The sequence below is a fragment of the Micromonospora sp. NPDC005194 genome, assembly GCF_040608335.1.
GTDB lineage: Bacteria > Actinomycetota > Actinomycetes > Mycobacteriales > Micromonosporaceae > Micromonospora.
On record NZ_JBEXIA010000007.1, the window covers coordinates 204,098 to 220,747 of the forward strand.

Below are 16,650 nucleotides of genomic sequence, written 5' to 3' on the forward strand. Positions count from 1 at the left end.
GGAGCCCGTGTGGCGGCTCAGCGGGCGGTGCTCGGGCTGTTCGTCGGGCTGTCGCTGGACGTCCCGCTCCGGGTGGTGGACGGTGTGGCGGTCGCGGAGGCTGATGCGCTGGTCGGTGCCGTGGTGGGTGGCGGCGGCGGGGTCGACGGCGTGTTCGTCGGGCTGCCCGTCGGGGTCGGCGTGCTGCTGCCGGTCGGCTTCGGGGTCGGGGTGGCGGTGGGCTTGGGGGTGGCCGATCCGGTCGGCTTGGGCGTCGGCTTGGTGGTCGGCGTCGGCTTCGCGGTGGGGGTCGGCTTGGTGGGCGGGGTCGGCGTGGTGGTGGGGGGCGGCGGAAGGGGCACGGTCGGAGTCGGCACCGCCCCGATCACCCGGGTCGCGGCGTAGAGCCGGGACCAGCCGACCACCGAGATCTTGACCACGTCGCCGGTCGTGGGCGCCTGCACCATCTTGCCGTTACCGATGTACATGCCGACGTGGTGGATCGTGGTCCAGCTGCTGCCGGAGGCGAAGAAGAGCAGGTCGCCGGGGAGCAGTGCGCTCTGCGGCACGGTGCGGGAACGGGTGGCCGCGTACTGGTCGCGGGAGACCCGGGGCAGGTCGAAGTAGTCGGCGCCCGGGGACCGGTACGCCGCCCACATCAGACCGGAGCAGTCGAACTCGTCCGGCCCCTCCTCCGACCACTTGTACGGGTCGCCGAGCTGGGCGAGCGCGTACCGGACGGCGGCAAGCGCCCGCGGGTGCGCGGACATCCCGCTGCTGCTCTGGCCGACGACGTAGCCCGCGCCCAGCTGCTGCTCGGCGGCCTCCTGCTGACGCTCGAGCTCGATCAGCTGCGTGGCGTTGTCCTTGCGCAGTTTGAGCAGGCTGGCCTCGGCGGTGCGCAGCGCCTTCTCGCCGGTGGCGAACTCGGCCTCGGCGGCGTCGACGGCGGTCTTGGCCGTGGCGTGCGCCTGGTAGGCGGCCTGCTCGTTGGCGCGAGCCCGGGACAGCTCGCCGGCCACGGCGGTGGTGGCGCCCTCGACCTTCTCGCCACGGTTGATCCGCTGGAGCCGGCTCAACCCCTGGATGTCGTTGGCGAAGTCACCGGGCGGCAGGGCGGCGGCTGCCTTGACCGCGTCCGAGGCGGCCGCGTCGGCTGCCTGCTGGGCGCGCAGGAGGGCGTCCTGCGTGGTCGCCAGCACCTTGCCGGCGGCGGCGAGCTGGGCCTGCGCGTCGGTGCGTTTCTGCCGGGTCAACAGGAGTTGGTCGCCGAGCAGGCCGACCTGGCTCTCGGCGGCGGCGATCTGGGCGGCCAGCGGGCCGGCGCCGACGTTGACCACCGGCGGGGCGGGGATGCCGGCGACGGGCGGGCTGCCGGGCACCTGCGGCGCGCCGATCGACGGCGGGCGGGCGCCGGTGTCCGGCACCGTCGTGGGCACGGCGGGCTCGGCGTACGCGGGAGTGGCCAGCACGGCGGCGGCGATCGCGCCGAGCAGGGCTGCCCAGAGCTTCGGTCGCAGCACCGGCGAGATCACCGGGCTCCGTCGTCGCTGCCGTCGCCCGCGCCCGCTGTCGACCATTCCACTCCCCGTCCGGTGCTCGGCGCCGCGCTCGGTGGGCACGGCCGTCGGGACGGTACCAGTGTGTGAGTTCCGCCCCACCTTGTCTTACCGCACGACGGCAGTGATGTCGATGCATCGGTGGGTTACGGGAGGCTGAGAGTCCGGTGAAGTGGATCGCTGCCGCCGACCGTGCCGCCGGGGCCACCGGAACGCCGACGTACCCTCGGGAGGGACCGCAGGTGGAAGGGACGTGCCATGGACGCCGGACTCAAGCGTGAGCTCGAAGCGAAGGTGTACGCCGGTGAGCGGCTGAGCCGCGAGGACGGCATCGCCCTCTACGACAGCGACGACCTGACCTGGTTGGGGCGGCTGGCGCACCACAAGCGCACCGAGCTCAACGGCGAACGGGTGATGTTCAACGTCAACCGTCACCTCAACCTCACCAACGTGTGCTCGGCGTCGTGTGCGTACTGCTCGTTCCAGCGCAAGCCGGGCGAGAAGGACGCGTACACGATGCGCATCGACGAGGCGGTCCGCAAGGCCAAGGAGATGGAGGACGAGCAGCTCACCGAGCTGCACATCGTCAACGGCCTGCACCCGACGCTGCCGTGGCGCTACTACCCGAAGGTGCTGCGCGAGCTGAAGGCGGCGCTGCCGAACGTCAAGCTCAAGTGCTTCACGGCGACCGAGGTCCAGTGGTTCGAGAAGATCAGCGGCCTGAGCGCCGACGAGATCCTCGACGAGCTGATGGACGCCGGCCTGGAGTCGCTGACCGGCGGTGGCGCGGAGATCTTCGACTGGGAGGTCCGGCAGCACATCGTCGACCACGCCTGCCACTGGGAGGACTGGTCGCGCATCCACGCCCTGGCGCACCGCAAGGGCATGAAGACCCCGGCAACCATGCTGTACGGCCACATCGAGGAGCCCCGGCACCGCGTCGACCACGTGCTGCGGCTGCGCGAGTTGCAGGACGAGACCGGCGGCTTCGCGGTCTTCATCCCGCTGCGCTACCAGCACGACTTCGTGGACTCGGCGGACGGCAAGATCCGTAACCGGATCCAGGCGCGCACCACGATGGCCTCGCCGGCCGAGTCGCTGAAGACGTTCGCCGTGTCCCGGCTGCTCTTCGACAACGTGCCGCACCTGAAGAACTTCTGGGTGATGCACGGTCTCTCGGTGGCCCAGCTCTCGCTGAACTTCGGTGTGGACGACCTGGACGGCTCGGTGGTCGAATACAAGATCACGCACGACGCCGACTCGTACGGCACCCCGAACACCATGCACCGCGACGACCTGCTGCACCTGATCTGGGATGCCGGGTTCCAGCCGGTCGAGCGGGACACCCGCTACAACGTGGTCCGGGAGTACGACAAGGCGCCGTCGCTGGCCGAGCGCCGCGCCGAGCCGCAGCAGGTCTGGGCCTGAGGCACCACGTACCCTCGCAGTCGATGACCGAGCAGCGCGGAGCCGAGCAGCAGGGCGGGTTTCCCCGGCGGGACGCCGAGGGACGCGTGCGTACCCTGGGCGATCTGCTCGGGGTGTGCCTGGCCGGCGTGGTCATCGGCGTGCTGGCGCTCGTGCTGTTCGAGTGGGCGTTCGCCTCGTTCGGCGCCGGCGACTTCGGCCACACCAACGGTTGGCTGGCGGTGATCCTGCCGGCCTGGCTGTTCTGGGACGATTTCCGGGCCTGGGATTTCGGCGCGGCCCGGGTGGTGGCGGCGTTCGTCGCGCTGGCGGTCGCGGTGCTCGTGGGGCTGCTGGTCGCCGGGCTGGCCGCCGGGTTCCCGCCGCTGCTGTCCGGCGCGTTGGGGGCACTGGCGTTCACCGTGGCGTACGCGCTTGTCTGGTTCCGCGGCGTCCGTTGGCTGGCCCGCCGGACCGGCTGACCCCGACCAGGTTGACTCTTCCGCCGGCACCGGCGGCTGACGGAGAGAACGGAAGTGGTGCAGGTGAGCGCGGCGGTCAAGTACACGCTGGGCCGGATCGGGCTGTTCGTCGCCGTGCTGGCGGGTCTCTGGCTGGTCGACATGAACGTGTTCCTGAAGCTGATGCTGGCGCTGGTCTTCTCCGCCGCGCTCTCCTTCTTCCTGTTGCGCGGCTGGCGCGACGAGATGGCCGAGGAGATGGCCAGCGCCGCCGAGCGCCGCCGCACCGAGAAGGAACGCCTCCGCGCGGCCCTGGCCGGCGACGACGACCACCCCGACGAGCCTGAGCGGAAGCCGTAGGGCCGGAACGCCGCTCCACCGCCGTGATCAAGAGGTTTGCGTCACCAGGACGGCTTCCGGTGACGCAAACCTCTTGATCAACGGCGTTCGGCGCAACCGGCGTTGGGCGCAACCGGCGCTGGGCCTACCAGTTGGTGGAGCCGGGGACCTTGGGCCAGGGCTTCGAGGTGGGCTTGATGAGGTACGCGATGCCGCCCGAGCCGCCGGAGACTCCGCCGCTGGCGTTGGTGCGCTTGGTCCGCAGCCAGATCTGCTCGAACTGCGCCCGCTTGTAGACGTTGCGCACGACGTCGTTGCTGGACGACGCGGGGTCGTTGACGATGACGTCGCCGTCGGCGGTGAAGCCGACCACCACGAACAGGTGCCCGGAGGTGCCGTAGTTCGCCCCGTCCAGCTCGCTGGCGAGGAAGGACTGGCTGGTCACCACGGGGATGCCGGCGGCGATGAAGCGCTCCAGCTCGTCCAGCGAGTGCAGCCGGGTCACCCGCCCCTCCAGCCCGGGGAAGCTGGCTGCGTACGCGGTGTTGAACGGCCAGTTGCCGGCGCCGTCGTACGCGTAGTCGTAGGTCATCCGGGCGGCGTGGTTGACCGTCGGGTCGGGATAGGTCGGGTCCACCCAGGAGGTGTCGGCCTCCGACGGCTTGCGCCCCCAGTACTCGACGACCATCTCCGTGGAGGTGGGCGAGCACCACGCCTCGCCGCCGCCGTCGTACTCCGGGTAGTGCCCGGCGTGCACGTTCTGCGAGTAGCGCGGCACCGGCAGCTCGACACCCCAGGCGATGTGCCCGGCGCTCGGCGGCACGGTGAACCGGTCCGGCACGGTGGAGCTCATCGCGCCGAGCATCCGCACCACCGGCGCGGCGGTCTGCCCCGGGGCCCGGTAGAGGGTCAGCCGCAGCTGGTACGACCGCAGCAGCACTCCGGCGTCGGCGTCGTCGATGCTGAAGGTGTCCGTCCAGATCGTCGACCAGGGGTCACCCTGCTTGTTGACGCTGGTCCGCTTGATGTCGGTGTCGCCGGAGGCCCAGCGGCCCATGACGTACCACGGGGTCTGGTCGCCGCTGGTGTAGCTGCCCTGCATCTCCACCTGGATCCAGGTGCCGGCGGGGGTCTCCGCGTTCCAGGAGGTGATCAGCTCGGTCGCGTCGAAGCCGATCCGGGTCACCGGCGAGGTCCAGGTGCCGTACTCCCAGGTGCGGGTGGTGCCGGTGTGCGGGTCGGCGTACTCGATGGTGCCGGCCGGGCGGGCCAGGGTGACGCCCGCTCGCGCGCCGGGCACGACGCGGGTGCCGTCCCGGCTGCCCCGGTGCCAGTCGGCGGGGCCGGACCAGTCCTGGAAGGTGATCTGCTCGTCGTGGGTGGGGGCCGGCGGCCGGGCCGCCGTCGCGGGGGCTGCGGTGGCGAGCAGGGTGAGCGCGCTGACGCCGGCGAGGGCGGCCGCGTGCAGGCGGGAGGAGGCCATGGGTGCTCCGCGGTGTCGAGTGGGGGCATCGTCGCTGGTCAGTGTTCCGCTTGGAGGGAAGTTTCGCCAGATGTTCGACGGCAGAAAATCTTTGCCGCAGCGATGGTCAACCTGGGATGCACAAGGCAGCGATCGATATTGATATGACCATGTGACTGATGGTGAAGTGTGCTTCACCGAGCGGGACATCCCGCCCTCCGAGGAGGTAGTCCATGACCCTGGGCAGACCCCACCCTCTCCGTCGTCTCCTGGTGCTCGCCGTCGTCACCGGGCTGGGAATCGTCACCGTCGCCGCCGGACCGGTCGCCGCCCAACCGGCACCGGACCGCACCGCCGAGCCGGCCGCCGCCGGCTACCGGGTGCTCGGGCCCCGGACCCTCGCCGACCGCAACGCGGTGGCCCGCACCGGGGCCGCCATCGACTACTCCGAACACGGCGTCCTGCACGTCTCGGCCACCGCCGGCGAGGCCGCCGCCATCGGCAGGCTCGGCTTCCGGCTGGAGCCGCTCGCCCCGCCACCGAACGCCGAACGCGGCGCCGGCGAGGTGGGCACGCTGGCCTTCCCGCCCGCCGACTCCAACTACCACGACTACGCGGAACTGACCGCCGTCGTGAACCAGACCGTCGCCGACCACCCGGCCATCGCCCGCAAGATCAGCATTGGTACGTCGTACGAGGGTCGCGACCTGATGGCCGTGAAGATCTCCGACAACGTCGGCACCGACGAGAACGAGCCGGAGATCCTGTTCAACTCCCAACAGCACGCCCGCGAGCACCTGACCGTCGAGATGGCGATCTACCTGCTCAACCTCTTCACCGACAGCTACGGCAGCGACTCCCGGATCACCAACATCGTCAACAGCCGGGAGATCTGGATCGTGCCGACGGTCAACCCGGACGGCAGCGAGTACGACATCGCCACCGGGTCGTACCGGTCCTGGCGCAAGAACCGCCAGCCCAACAGCGGCTCGTCAAACGTCGGCACCGACCTCAACCGCAACTGGGGCTACAACTGGGGCTGCTGCGGCGGCTCCTCCGGGTCGACGTCGTCGGAGACCTACCGCGGCCCGTCCGCGTTCTCCGCCCCCGAGACGCAGGCGCTGCGCAATTTCGTCAACAGTCGTGTCGTCGGCGGCACCCAGCAGATCAAGGCCAACATCGACTTCCACACCTACTCGGAGCTGGTGCTCTGGCCGTACGGCTACACGACCGCGAACACCGCCACCGGGATGAGCGCCGACCAGTACAACACGTTCGCCACCATCGGCCAGCAGATGGCGGCCACCAACAACTACACCCCGGAGCAGTCCAGCGACCTCTACATCACCGACGGCGACAGCCTCGACTGGATGTGGGCCACCCACAACATCTGGGCGTACACCTTCGAGATGTACCCCGGCTCGTCCGGCGGCGGCGGCTTCTACCCGCCCGACGAGGTGATCACCGCGCAGACCACGCGCAACCGGGAGGCGGTGCTGCTGCTCAGCGAGTACGCCGACTGCCCGTACCGGGCCATCGGCAAGCAGTCGCAGTACTGCGGCGGTGGCGGCGGCACCACGGTCTGGTCGGACACCTTCGAGACCGCCACCGGCTGGACCACCAACCCCGCCGGCACCGACACCGCCACCCTCGGGGCCTGGGAACGGGGTGCCGCCCAGGCCACCACGTCCTCCGGCGCCAAGCAGCTCACCCCGTACGCCGGATCCAACGACCTGGTCACCGGCCAGCTCGCCGGCTCGGCGGCGGGTGACTACGACGTCGACGGCGGCGTGACCAGCGCCCGGTCCCCGGCGGTGACCCTGCCGTCGTCCGGCACGCTGACCCTCTCGCTGGCCTGGTACCTGGCGCACGGCTCGAACGCCTCGTCGGCCGACTACCTGCGGGTGAGCGTGGTGCACAACGGCGGCACCACGGCCCTGCTCACCGAGGCCGGCGCGGCCGCCAACCGCAACGGGACCTGGGCGGTGGCGAACCTCAACCTCACCCCGTACGCCGGCCAGTCGGTCCGCATCCTCGTCGAGGCGGCGGACGCCTCCGGAGCCAGCCTGGTGGAGGCGGCTGTGGACAACGTCACCATCATGTCCTCCTGATCGGGTGGGGCCCCGCTCCGCCCCCGGCGGGGCCCCACCACCCGCTCCCGAGACTCCCGATCCGGGACATATGCCGCCCCCGTGACCACGATCCCGATCGACGAGTGTTGATCAACACTTGATCGATCCGGCACGTCCCGGCGGTGCGCTACCGTCTTATCGACCACTCCGCAGCGAAGCCGGTGCGAAACCGGCGCTGTCCCGCAACTGTGATGCCCCGCCCGACGGCGGGGACGAGCCAGGTCGCCTGCGGATGGGTCGCGACACGCGCTCTCGAGGAAGGGCGCCTCGTGGGCGGGCGTACGAATCCTGTCGGCGAAGCACCACACTCCTCGACCGACAGGAGGCCCCCATGTTCAGACGTACCCCTCGGCTCTTCGCCGCGACCCTCGCGGTCGCCGCGCTCGCCCTCGGCGCCTGCGCCGAGAAGACCGACGACAAGCCGAGCGCGGGCACCGCCGCCGCCAACTACCCGGTGACGGTCGGCGCGCTCACCCTCGACAAGCGTCCCGAGAAGATCGTGTCGCTCTCGGCCAGCGCCACCGAGATGCTCTTCGCGATCGGCGCGGGCCCGCAGGTGAGTGCGGTCGACGACCAGTCCAACTACCCGGCCGACGCGCCCAAGACCGACCTGTCCGGCTTCCAGCCCAACGCCGAGGCGATCGCCGGCAAGAACCCCGACCTGGTGGTGCTCTCCAACGACATCAACAAGATCGTCGACCAGCTCGGCAAGCTGAAGATCCCGGTGTACCTGACCCCGGCCGCCACCACGCTGGACGACTCGTACCGGCAGATCACCGAGCTGGGCACCCTGACCGGGCACGCCGACCAGGCCGCCGACGTCGCCACCGGGATGAAGGACGACATCGCCAAGCTGGTCAAGGACCTGCCGCAGCGTGCCGAGAAGCTCACCTACTACCACGAGCTGGGCCCCGAGCTGTACAGCGCGACCAGCAAGACCTTCATCGGCTCGCTCTACAGCCAGGTCGGCCTCGTCAACATCGCCGATGCGGCTGACGCCGACGGCAAGAGCGGCGGCTACCCGCAGCTCTCCCAGGAGTTCATCGTCAAGGCCGACCCGGACTTCGTCTTCCTGGCCGACTCCAAGTGCTGCCAGCAGAACGGCGACTCGGTCAAGGCCCGCAGCGGCTGGGCCGGCCTCACCGCCGTGAAGAACAACCAGGTGGTCACGCTTGACGACGACATCGCCTCCCGCTGGGGCCCGCGGATCGTGGACCTGCTCCGGGTGATCATCGACGCGGTCGCCAAGGTGCCCGCGTGATGACGACCCGTCGGTGACCGGGACGCCGATGGCCGCCCCGCCACCCACCACCCCGCCGGCCGGGACGCCCTCCACGTCCCGGCCCGGCGGGCTGCCGTCCGTCGCTGGGCTGCCGTCTTCTGGCCAGCCCGGGGGGCTGCCGTCCGTCGCTGGGCTGCCATCGGCCGGCGGGCTGCCGTCCGGCGCCCGGCGCGCGGGGTTGCCCTCCGCCGGGGTGCGGCCCGCCGAGGTGCGCAAACGCTGGTTGGTCGCCGGCGTCCTCGCGGTGCTCGTCGCGCTCCTCGCCGGGGTGTCGCTCGGGCCGGTCAGCCTGCCGCCGGGCAGCGTCGCCGCCGAGTTGCTCAACCTGATCCCCGGGGTGCACCTCGACAGCGGGCTGACCGAGCGGGAAATCGCCATCGTCACCGAACTGCGGCTGCCCCGGGTCGTGCTGGGCCTCCTCGTCGGCGGTCTGCTCGCCCTGGCCGGCGGCTGCTACCAGGGTGTGTTCCGCAATCCGCTGGCCGACCCGTACCTGCTCGGCGTGGCCGCCGGCGCGGGCCTCGCGGTCACCGCGGTGATCGCCCTCGGCGGCGTCGGTCGGCAGGGCGCGATCTCCGGGCTGCCGTTGACCATCCCACTGGCCGCGTTCGCCGGCTCGCTACTCGCCGTGACGATGACCTACCTGCTCGGCGCGGCCGGCGGGCGGAGCAGGTCTCCGGCGATGCTGATCCTGGCCGGGGTCGCGGTCTCCGCGTTCCTCTCCGCCGGGCAGACGTACCTGCTCCAGCGGCACTCCGACAGCATCCAGCCGGTCTACTCCTGGCTGCTCGGCCGGCTGGCCACCGCAGGTTGGCACGACGTGCTGCTGGTGCTGCCGTACGCCGCCCTGACCACCGTGGTGGTGCTGCTGCACCGCCGCGAGCTGGACGTCCTCGCGGTCGGCGACGACGAGGCGAGGAGCCTCGGCCTGCACCCGCAGCGCACCCGCTACCTGCTGATCGCCGCCGCGTCGCTGGGCACCGCCGCGGCGGTCTCCGCGACGGGGCTCATCGGCTTCGTCGGCATCATCGTGCCGCACACCGTCCGGCTGCTCGCCGGGTCGAGCTACCGGGTGATCCTGCCGCTGTCACTGCTGTTCGGGGGCGCTTTCCTGGCCCTGACCGACGTGGTGGCCCGGACCGCCGCCGCCCCGGCCGAGGTGCCCATCGGCGTGGTCACCGCACTGCTCGGCGGCCCGTTCTTCGTCCTCGTGCTGCGGACCGCCCGACGGGTGCTCACGTGAGCCCCGAGCCCGGACCGGCGGGCGTGTCCGCTCCCCGGCAGGTCGAAGCGCCGGCCGTCGAGGTGCGGGGGTTGCACGTCAGTCTGGGCGGCACGCCGATCCTCACCGGCGTCGACCTCACGGTCGCGGCCGGCGAGTGGGTCACCGTGATCGGCCCGAACGGCGCCGGCAAATCCACCCTGCTGCGCGCCGTCGGCGGCCTGCTGCCCGCGCCGGAGGCCATCACCCTGTTCGGTACGCCGAGCACCGCACTGCGCCGCCGCGACCGCGCCCGGGTGGTGGCGACGGTGACGCAGTCCCCGGTGGTGCCGCCCGGCATGTCGGTGCTGGACTACGTGCTGCTCGGCCGCACCCCCTACATCCCGCCGCTGGGTCGGGAGTCGACCGCGGACGTCGCCGCGGTGCACGAGGTGCTGGACCGCCTGGACCTCACCGGCTTTCACCGCCGCGAGCTGGCGACCCTCTCCGGGGGCGAACGACAACGTGTCTTCCTCGCCCGCGCGCTCGCCCAGGGCGCGACGCTGCTGCTGCTCGACGAGCCGACCAGCGCGCTGGACATCGGTCACCAGCAGGAGGTTCTGGAGCTGGTCGACCAGTTGCGTCGCGCGCACGGCCTGACGGTGCTCGCCACCATGCACGATCTCTCGCTGGCCGGGGAGTACGCGGACCGGATGGTGATGCTGGCCGACGGCCAGGTGGTGGCGACCGGGACGCCGCACGAGGTGCTTACCGAACACCTCCTCGCCATCCACTACCGGGCCAGCGTCCGGGTGGTCCCCGGCACCAACGGCCCTCTGGTGGTCCCCATCCGCCCCCGCCCGGCCTGACCCTCGCCGTCACCCGAGGTCGATGACCGAGAAGAGTGCTCCCTGGGGGTCGCGGAGGGAGGCGAACCGGCCGGTCGGGATGTCGCGGGGTGGCACGAGGATCGTTCCGCCCAGTTCGGCGGCGCGGGCGGCGGCGGCGTCCGCGTCGGTCACCGCGAAGTACACCGTCCAGTACGCCGGGAGGTCGGCCGGGTAGCCCTCGCCCAGCGGCGGCATCATGCCGGCGACGATCCGCGCGCCGAGCCGCCATGCCGTGTACGTCATCGCCCCGACCTGCTGCTCGTCCGGCTGCCAGCCGAACACCAGCTCGTAGAAGACCTTCGCGCCCTCCGGGTCGGGGGTGACCAGTTCGTTCCAGCTCATCGCGCCGGGCACGTTGAACACCTCGGCACCGGGCATCGTCAGCGGCTGCCAGACGCTGAACGTGGCGCCCGCCGGGTCGGCGAACACCGCCATCCGGCCCCGGTCGAAGACCTCGAACGGCGGCACCACGACCTGCCCGCCGGCCCGTTCGACCCGGCCGGCGACCAGTTCCGCGTCGTCGGTGGCGACGTACGTCGACCAGATCGGCACCTGGTCGGGGATGGCCGGCGGGCCGGCACCGGCCACCGGCCGGCCGTCGAGCAGGAAGACTGTGTAACCGCCCGCCTCGGGTTCCGGTGTCACCCGTCCGGTCCAGCCGAACAGTTCGGGGTAGAAGCGCCGCGCGTCGGTCAGGTCCGGGGTGGCCAGGTCGGCCCAGCACGGCGTACCCGGCGGGACGGTGCTCACGTCAAGACCCCTCTCGGCCGGCGGCCACGGGCGGCCCCCCTGCCGGAATCCTGGCACCGTCCCGCTGTGGCACGGGGCAAAAACGTGCGAATCGTCAGCTGAACCGGCGACCCTCGTCCCGTCGGTACGCCCAGGCAGCGAGGGAGGCGAGCAGCACGACCCAGACGCCGAGCATGATCAGCGCCAGCGGCTCGACCGGGTAGTCGCCGACCGCCGACCACATGAGTTCGGCCGCGCCCCGGGTGGGCAGGAACGGCGCGATCGTCTCGATGAACCCGGGCGCGTCTCCCGGGGCGGAGAGCAGCCCGCCGCCGAACGCGAGCGGCAGGAAGACGACCTGCGCCACCACGATCGCCGCCTTGCTGGGCAGCGAGTAGCCGATGGCGAGCCCCATCAGCGTGAACGGCACCGAGATGACGGCCACCGTGACGGCGGTCAGCAGGAACGCCAGCGGGGTGACCCGGGCCGGGGTCAGCGTCGCGCCGATCACCACGACCGGGATCAGCGAGAGGTAGGTCAGCGCGAGGCCGGCCAGCACCCGGCCCGCGAAGCGGGGCGCGGGTCCGGCCGGCAGGGTCCGGGTGTACGGGTTCCACGGCTGGTCGCGGTCCTCGGCGACGCCGACGCCGTACTGGAAGATGTTGGCGCTCATCACCGAGAAGGTGACCATCGACGCGGTGGCGAAGGTGGCGCCGACCGCGTCGTCACCGGTGAACGGCACCACGAAGAAGATCATGGCGGCGGCGGGGAAGAAGGCGCTGCCGAAGACGGCCACCGGGATCCGGATGATCTCCAGAAGTTGGTAGCGGGCGTGGACCAGGGCGAGCTGCACGGTGCGCCTCCTCAGACGGTGGTGGGTCGGCCGCCGGCAGCGGCGGTGGTGGCGGGGTCGTCGGGGGTGGACTGCGCGGCGACGTGGGCCTGCTCCTGGCTGCCCGTCCCGCTGGTGATGGCGAGGAACGCCTCCTCCAGCGAGGTGGGCCGCACCTCCAGGTCGGTGAACGCCGCTCGGGAGCCGACCAGCGCCCGGACCAGTTCGTCGGCGTCGGTGGTGAGCAGGTGCAGGCGTCCGTCGATCCGTTCGGCGCGTACGACGCCGGGCAGTTCGGGCAGCTCGTCGGCGACCAGGCTGACCCGGCGTACGCCGACGATGCCGCGGACGGCCTCGACGGTGTCGTCGGCGAGCACCCGACCCTGCCCGATCACCACCACGCGGTGGGCGAGCGCCTCCACCTCCTCCAGGTAGTGGCTGCTCAGCAGGACGGTTCCGCCGTCGGTGTGGAACGCGCGGATCGCGTCCCACAGGGTGTGCCGGGCCTCGACGTCCAGACCGGTGGTCGGTTCGTCGAGCAACACGAGCCGGGGCCGGCCGACGAACGCCAGCGCCACGGCCAGCCGGCGACGCTGGCCGCCGGAGAGCCCGCCGGTCTGCCGCCGGGCGAGGTCGCCCAGGCCGAAGCGGTCGAGCAGCTCATCCCGGGGCACCGGGTCGGGGTAGTGCGCGGAGACGAAGTCGACGACCTCGCCGACGCGCAGCGTGCCAGGCAGGCCGGTCTCCTGCGGGGTGACGCCGATCTGCCGTCGGGACGCCGGGTCGCGGGGGTCGCGGCCGAACAACTCGACCCGGCCCGAACTGGGTCGACGCAGACCGACCAGCAGGTTCATCAGGGTGCTCTTGCCGGCGCCGTTGGGACCGAGCAGGCCGACGAGCTCGCCGGCCCGGACCTCCAGGTCGACGCGGTCGAGGGCGAGGACGTCGCCGTACCGGCGGCTGGCCTGGTCGGCGCGGGCGAGGGTCATGACTGCTCCTTCGACGGGGTGGGGCCGAGCTGGGCGGGATCGAGCAGGGTGCGGATGGCTTCGGTGTACTCCTCGAACGCCAGCCGGCCCCGCCGGCTGAGCCGGATCAGGGTGGCCGGGGTGCGTCCACGATGGGTCTTGCTGATCTCGACGTACCCGGCGTCCTCCAGCTTGCGCAGGTGGACGGAGAGGTTGCCGGCGGTCATCGCGAGCAGTTCCTGGAGTCGTGGAAACGTGATCCGGTCCCCGTCGCCGAGCGCGGAGAGCGCGGCGACGACCCGCAGCCGCGCCTGGGCGTGGATGACCGGGTCGAGGTCGGTCATGACCGCCGTCGCTGGCGCAGGCGGGCGATGGCTCCGGCGATCAGGATCCCGACCCCGCCGGCCACCGAGACGACAAGCGCGTGCCAACCCGGCCCGGCGCTCACGCCGACCACGTTGATCACGCTGATCCAGACGCCCAGCCGGAACAGGTCCCGGTCCAGCCAGATCGCGCCGCCCGCCATGTGCAACGCCCCCGTCAGCCCCACGGCGGCAGCGGACCAGAGCAGCGCCGCCAGATCGTGCGGCAGGTGATCCGAGACCCGGCCGACCGCCGCGTACACGCTCATCGAGCCCAGGGCCCAGGCCCACCCGTACCAGCGGCCGCGCCGGGCCGAGTCCCCGGTCACCTGGCCGTACGCCCGCGCGCCGGCCACGGCCTGGATCGCGCCGGCGGCCACCAGCAGGACGAAGAGCGCGGTCAGGGGCAGCCAGTCGGGCAACCGGACCAGCACCCGGCCACCCGGGGAGTAGCGCAGGAAGAACAGCCCGAAGCCGACCAGCCAGGCCACGCCCCACGGCCAGTAGAGCAGCCGGGCGTCGGGTTCCAGCCGGGAGACCGTGGCCGCCCGCTGGTCACGGATCAGTTGGAGTGCCGTAGCGGCGTCGGCGGGGGGTCGATCATCGTCCTGTTCCACGCAAACAACTTTACGGCGCAAAGCTGAAGTCGTGTGCCCCGCTCCGGTGGCGGGTACCCGACAGCGACGCTTGGCGCCTACGGTGGGACTCGTCAGTGGCTGATCCGTCGCACCGGACACAGTGGCACAGGACACAGAGGAGGGCCGGCATCAGTTACCAGTCGCGGCTGACCAACCTCGTCGAGCCGGACGAACTGCGGGCCGCCGCCGAAACCCGGATCGTCTGGTCCGTGCCCCGGCCGGCGGTGGCCGACGCCCGGGTGGGTTGGCACCGGCTCAACCCGAAGCGGCTCCGGATCGAGTTCATCGACGGCTCGTGGCTGGCGTTCACGGTGCCGATCGCCGAGCCCGGCACGCCACTTCGCGAGATCGCCGCCGCACTCACCGGCCGCTGACCCGCTCGACCCGCCGCGAGCACCGGCGAGCTGGCCGTGGTCTGCGGCATCGCCGCCGGGGACAGCGCGGCCTACAGCGGTGCCGACTCCAGTGGTGCGGCCTGCGACGGTGTCTGCGGCGGCGCGGGCAGCAGTGGCGCGGGCAGCGGTTCGCGGTGCAGCACCGAGAGGCGGGACACCGCGCGGGTGAGCACCACGTACAGCCGGTGCAGCCCGCGTGGTTCGGCCGCGACGATCGCGGCCGGCTCGACCACCACCACGTGGTCGTACTCCAGACCCTTGACCAGCGTCGCGGGCACCACGGTGACCCGCTCCGCGGCGGCGGCGACGTCGTCGGCGGTCGCGGTGGCGACGCCGGCGGCGGCCAGCGCCGCGCGCAGCTCGTCGACCGCGTCGTCCGCGGCGATCACACCGACCGAACCGTCGTGCGAGAGCGCCGCCTGTACCTCGGCCACCGTCGCGGCGGTCAGATCGGTCACGGTACGCACATCCAGGCCGCCGTCGTGACGCAGCGACTCGGCCGGCGGTACGTCCACCGCCAGCGCCGGCAGCAGCAGGTTGGCGAACGCGACCACCGCGGCGGGCACCCGGAAACCGATTGTCAGCGGAACCACCACGGCGTCCGGCTTGCCGAGGTGGGTCAGGGACTCCCGCCAGTCGGTCGCCGCCCACGGCGCGGTGCCCTGCGCGAGGTCACCGAGCAAGGTGACGGAGCCGTGCTCACTGCGGCGGGCGATGGCCCGACACTGCATGGGAGAGAGATCCTGAGCCTCGTCCACCACCACGTGCCCGAATCCGGAGGGGCGCTCCAGCAGCCCGGCAGCCTCGTCGACCAGCACCGCGTCGGCGGCGGTCCAGCGGGCGGCCTTCGGCGTACGGGCCGGCTTCGCCCAGACCAGCAGCGCCTGCTCGGCGTCGCTGAGCAACCCGTCCGCCGCGGCGGCGAGTCGGGCCGGGTCGGAGAGCAGGCCGTGCACCAGCCCTTCCGGGGTGAGCGCCGGCCAGACCGCGTCCAGGAAGTCCACCACCGGCCGGCATCGGCTCATCCGGCGCAGCCACGCGTCGCTGGGCGACTCCGCTCGCCGCGCCTCGGCCTGCCGTTGCAGCAGACTCACCACGCGTGCCCGGACCCGCTCCCGGCCGGTGCCGTACGGCAGCCCCTCCCGACGGGTCTCCTCGACGATCCGGTGCAGCGGCTCCAGCCCGATCCGCCATCGGAACGAACCGTCCGACACGGTGATCGAGTCGGCCGGCGTACCGATCTGTGTCTGCACCGCGCGCCGCAGGACGCTCGCCATCCGCGCATCGTGCTTCAGCGCGGCCACGGTCGGCGCCTCCACCGCCCGCACCGGTACCCGTGAGATCAGCTCCTCCACGGTGGCCTGCTCGACCTCGACCTCACCGAGCGCCGGCAGCACCGCCGCGATGTACGACAGGAACGCCCTGTTCGGGCCCACGATCAGCACACCCGCCCGCCGCAGCCGCTCGCGGTGCAGATAGAGCAGGTACGCGGCCCGATGCAGGCCGACCGCCGTCTTGCCGGTGCCCGGCGCCCCCTGCACGCAGATTGAGTCGGCCAGGTCGGCCCGAACCAGCTCGTCCTGCTCCGGCTGGATCGTGGCGACGATGTCGCGCATCGGCCCGACGCGCGGTCGCTCGATCTCGGAGGTGAGAATCCGACTGGACGTGCCCAGTTCCTCGCCCCGGTCCAGCCGCTCATCCTCGAAACTGGTCAAGACCCCGTTGCTGAACCCGAACCGCCGCCGGACCGCCACACCCTGCGGATCCCGCGCGCTGGCCCGGTAGAACGACCGGGAGACCGGCGCCCGCCAGTCCAGCACCAGCGGCTCGCCGTGCTCGTCGGTCACATGCCGCCGCCCCACGTGATACCGCCGACCGTCATGGTCACCGCCGCCGCCGCCGCCGCCGCCGCCGCTGCCGCCGCCCCACCCCGGCCCCGCACACCCCCCCCCCCCCCCCCCCCCACCCCCCCCCCCCCCCCCGCCCCCCCCCCCCCCCCCCCCCCCCCCCCCCC

At 72.2% G+C, this 16,650-nt stretch carries 15 protein-coding genes, 1 pseudogene and 1 riboswitch; of the genes and pseudogenes, 8 read left to right on the forward strand and 8 right to left on the reverse strand.

Going from position 1 to position 16,650, the window contains the following annotated elements:
• Positions 1 to 17: 17 nt before the first annotated feature.
• Positions 18 to 1,559 carry a C40 family peptidase gene (locus tag ABZU53_RS08835; RefSeq protein WP_355064803.1) on the reverse strand — a complete coding sequence of 514 codons (1,542 nt, stop codon included), beginning with the start codon at positions 1,557 to 1,559 and terminating at the stop codon, positions 18 to 20.
• Between the two features lie 237 nt (positions 1,560 to 1,796).
• Here ABZU53_RS08835 and mqnE point away from each other — a divergent pair, with 237 nt between their 5' ends.
• The 3 genes from mqnE (at position 1,797) to ABZU53_RS08850 (ending at position 3,766) form a co-directional block, all read left to right on the forward strand.
• Positions 1,797 to 2,966, forward strand: coding sequence for an aminofutalosine synthase MqnE (gene mqnE / locus ABZU53_RS08840; RefSeq protein WP_354853815.1), 1,170 nt, complete (start codon positions 1,797 to 1,799; stop codon positions 2,964 to 2,966).
• Between the two features lie 23 nt (positions 2,967 to 2,989).
• Positions 2,990 to 3,427, forward strand: a complete 438-nt coding sequence (locus ABZU53_RS08845) for a hypothetical protein (protein WP_354853818.1) — start codon at positions 2,990 to 2,992, stop codon at positions 3,425 to 3,427.
• A gap of 63 nt (positions 3,428 to 3,490) precedes the next feature.
• Positions 3,491 to 3,766, forward strand: a complete 276-nt coding sequence (locus ABZU53_RS08850; RefSeq protein WP_354853821.1) for a DUF4229 domain-containing protein — start codon at positions 3,491 to 3,493, stop codon at positions 3,764 to 3,766.
• Positions 3,767 to 3,890: 124 nt separating this feature from the next.
• On the opposite strand, the gene ABZU53_RS08855 is transcribed toward ABZU53_RS08850, so the two are convergent.
• On the reverse strand, positions 3,891 to 5,228 hold the full coding sequence (locus ABZU53_RS08855) for a C39 family peptidase (RefSeq protein ID WP_355064772.1): 1,338 nt from the start codon (positions 5,226 to 5,228) through the stop codon (positions 3,891 to 3,893).
• Between the two features lie 212 nt (positions 5,229 to 5,440).
• Here ABZU53_RS08855 and ABZU53_RS08860 point away from each other — a divergent pair, with 212 nt between their 5' ends.
• The 4 genes from ABZU53_RS08860 to ABZU53_RS08875 all read left to right on the forward strand — a co-directional run bounded on the left by ABZU53_RS08860 (position 5,441) and on the right by ABZU53_RS08875 (position 10,691).
• On the forward strand, positions 5,441 to 7,318 hold the full coding sequence (locus tag ABZU53_RS08860; RefSeq protein WP_355064774.1) for a M14 family zinc carboxypeptidase: 1,878 nt from the start codon (positions 5,441 to 5,443) through the stop codon (positions 7,316 to 7,318).
• Positions 7,319 to 7,496: 178 nt separating this feature from the next.
• A riboswitch (cobalamin riboswitch) is annotated at positions 7,497 to 7,561 on the forward strand.
• A 109-nt stretch (positions 7,562 to 7,670) separates the two neighbouring features.
• Positions 7,671 to 8,600: an ABC transporter substrate-binding protein gene (locus ABZU53_RS08865; protein WP_354853830.1), complete on the forward strand. Its 930-nt coding sequence runs from the start codon at positions 7,671 to 7,673 to the stop codon at positions 8,598 to 8,600.
• A gap of 229 nt (positions 8,601 to 8,829) precedes the next feature.
• Complete coding sequence (locus ABZU53_RS08870; RefSeq protein ID WP_355064805.1) at positions 8,830 to 9,864, forward strand: iron ABC transporter permease; 1,035 nt, start codon at positions 8,830 to 8,832, stop codon at positions 9,862 to 9,864.
• Between the two features lie 23 nt (positions 9,865 to 9,887).
• Complete coding sequence (locus ABZU53_RS08875; RefSeq protein ID WP_354853939.1) at positions 9,888 to 10,691, forward strand: ABC transporter ATP-binding protein; 804 nt, start codon at positions 9,888 to 9,890, stop codon at positions 10,689 to 10,691.
• Positions 10,692 to 10,700: 9 nt separating this feature from the next.
• Here the strand turns inward: ABZU53_RS08875 and ABZU53_RS08880 are convergent, their stop codons facing one another.
• The 5 genes from ABZU53_RS08880 to ABZU53_RS08900 form a co-directional block, all read right to left on the reverse strand.
• Entirely contained in the window at positions 10,701 to 11,462 is a 762-nt protein-coding gene (locus ABZU53_RS08880) for a VOC family protein (protein ID WP_354853833.1), read from the reverse strand.
• Positions 11,463 to 11,556: 94 nt separating this feature from the next.
• Positions 11,557 to 12,294, reverse strand: a complete 738-nt coding sequence (locus ABZU53_RS08885; protein ID WP_355064776.1) for an ABC transporter permease — start codon at positions 12,292 to 12,294, stop codon at positions 11,557 to 11,559.
• An 11-nt stretch (positions 12,295 to 12,305) separates the two neighbouring features.
• Positions 12,306 to 13,262 (reverse strand): ABC transporter ATP-binding protein, encoded by a 957-nt coding sequence (locus tag ABZU53_RS08890; RefSeq protein ID WP_354853839.1) that lies wholly within the window; start codon positions 13,260 to 13,262, stop codon positions 12,306 to 12,308.
• A complete protein-coding gene (locus ABZU53_RS08895; protein WP_355064779.1) occupies positions 13,259 to 13,585 on the reverse strand; it encodes a transcriptional regulator in 327 nt (108 codons plus the stop codon). Before ABZU53_RS08895 ends, ABZU53_RS08890 begins: the two co-directional genes overlap by 4 nt.
• Positions 13,582 to 14,220: a transporter gene (locus tag ABZU53_RS08900; RefSeq protein ID WP_355064781.1), complete on the reverse strand. Its 639-nt coding sequence runs from the start codon at positions 14,218 to 14,220 to the stop codon at positions 13,582 to 13,584. Before ABZU53_RS08900 ends, ABZU53_RS08895 begins: the two co-directional genes overlap by 4 nt.
• Positions 14,221 to 14,315: 95 nt before the next feature.
• Between ABZU53_RS08900 and ABZU53_RS08905 the strand changes: the two genes are divergently transcribed.
• A complete protein-coding gene (locus tag ABZU53_RS08905) occupies positions 14,316 to 14,615 on the forward strand; it encodes a hypothetical protein (RefSeq protein ID WP_355064783.1) in 300 nt (99 codons plus the stop codon).
• A gap of 71 nt (positions 14,616 to 14,686) precedes the next feature.
• Here ABZU53_RS08905 and ABZU53_RS08910 read toward each other — a convergent pair.
• Positions 14,687 to 16,507: pseudogene (locus tag ABZU53_RS08910) on the reverse strand (AAA family ATPase); the annotation flags it as partial.
• Between the last annotated feature and the right edge of the window lie 143 nt (positions 16,508 to 16,650).

Bases quoted from the DNA above. Each gene is read 5' to 3' on its own strand.
- ABZU53_RS08835 (WP_355064803.1), bottom strand. From the start codon at position 1,559: ATGGTCGACAGCGGGCGCGGGCGACGGCAGCGACGACGGAGCCCGGTG.
- mqnE (WP_354853815.1), top strand. From the start codon at position 1,797: ATGGACGCCGGACTCAAGCGTGAGCTCGAAGCGAAGGTGTACGCCGGT.
- ABZU53_RS08845 (WP_354853818.1), top strand. From the start codon at position 2,990: ATGACCGAGCAGCGCGGAGCCGAGCAGCAGGGCGGGTTTCCCCGGCGG.
- ABZU53_RS08855 (WP_355064772.1), bottom strand. From the start codon at position 5,228: ATGGCCTCCTCCCGCCTGCACGCGGCCGCCCTCGCCGGCGTCAGCGCG.
- ABZU53_RS08860 (WP_355064774.1), top strand. From the start codon at position 5,441: ATGACCCTGGGCAGACCCCACCCTCTCCGTCGTCTCCTGGTGCTCGCC.
- ABZU53_RS08865 (WP_354853830.1), top strand. From the start codon at position 7,671: ATGTTCAGACGTACCCCTCGGCTCTTCGCCGCGACCCTCGCGGTCGCC.
- ABZU53_RS08890 (WP_354853839.1), bottom strand. From the start codon at position 13,262: ATGACCCTCGCCCGCGCCGACCAGGCCAGCCGCCGGTACGGCGACGTC.
- ABZU53_RS08895 (WP_355064779.1), bottom strand. From the start codon at position 13,585: ATGACCGACCTCGACCCGGTCATCCACGCCCAGGCGCGGCTGCGGGTC.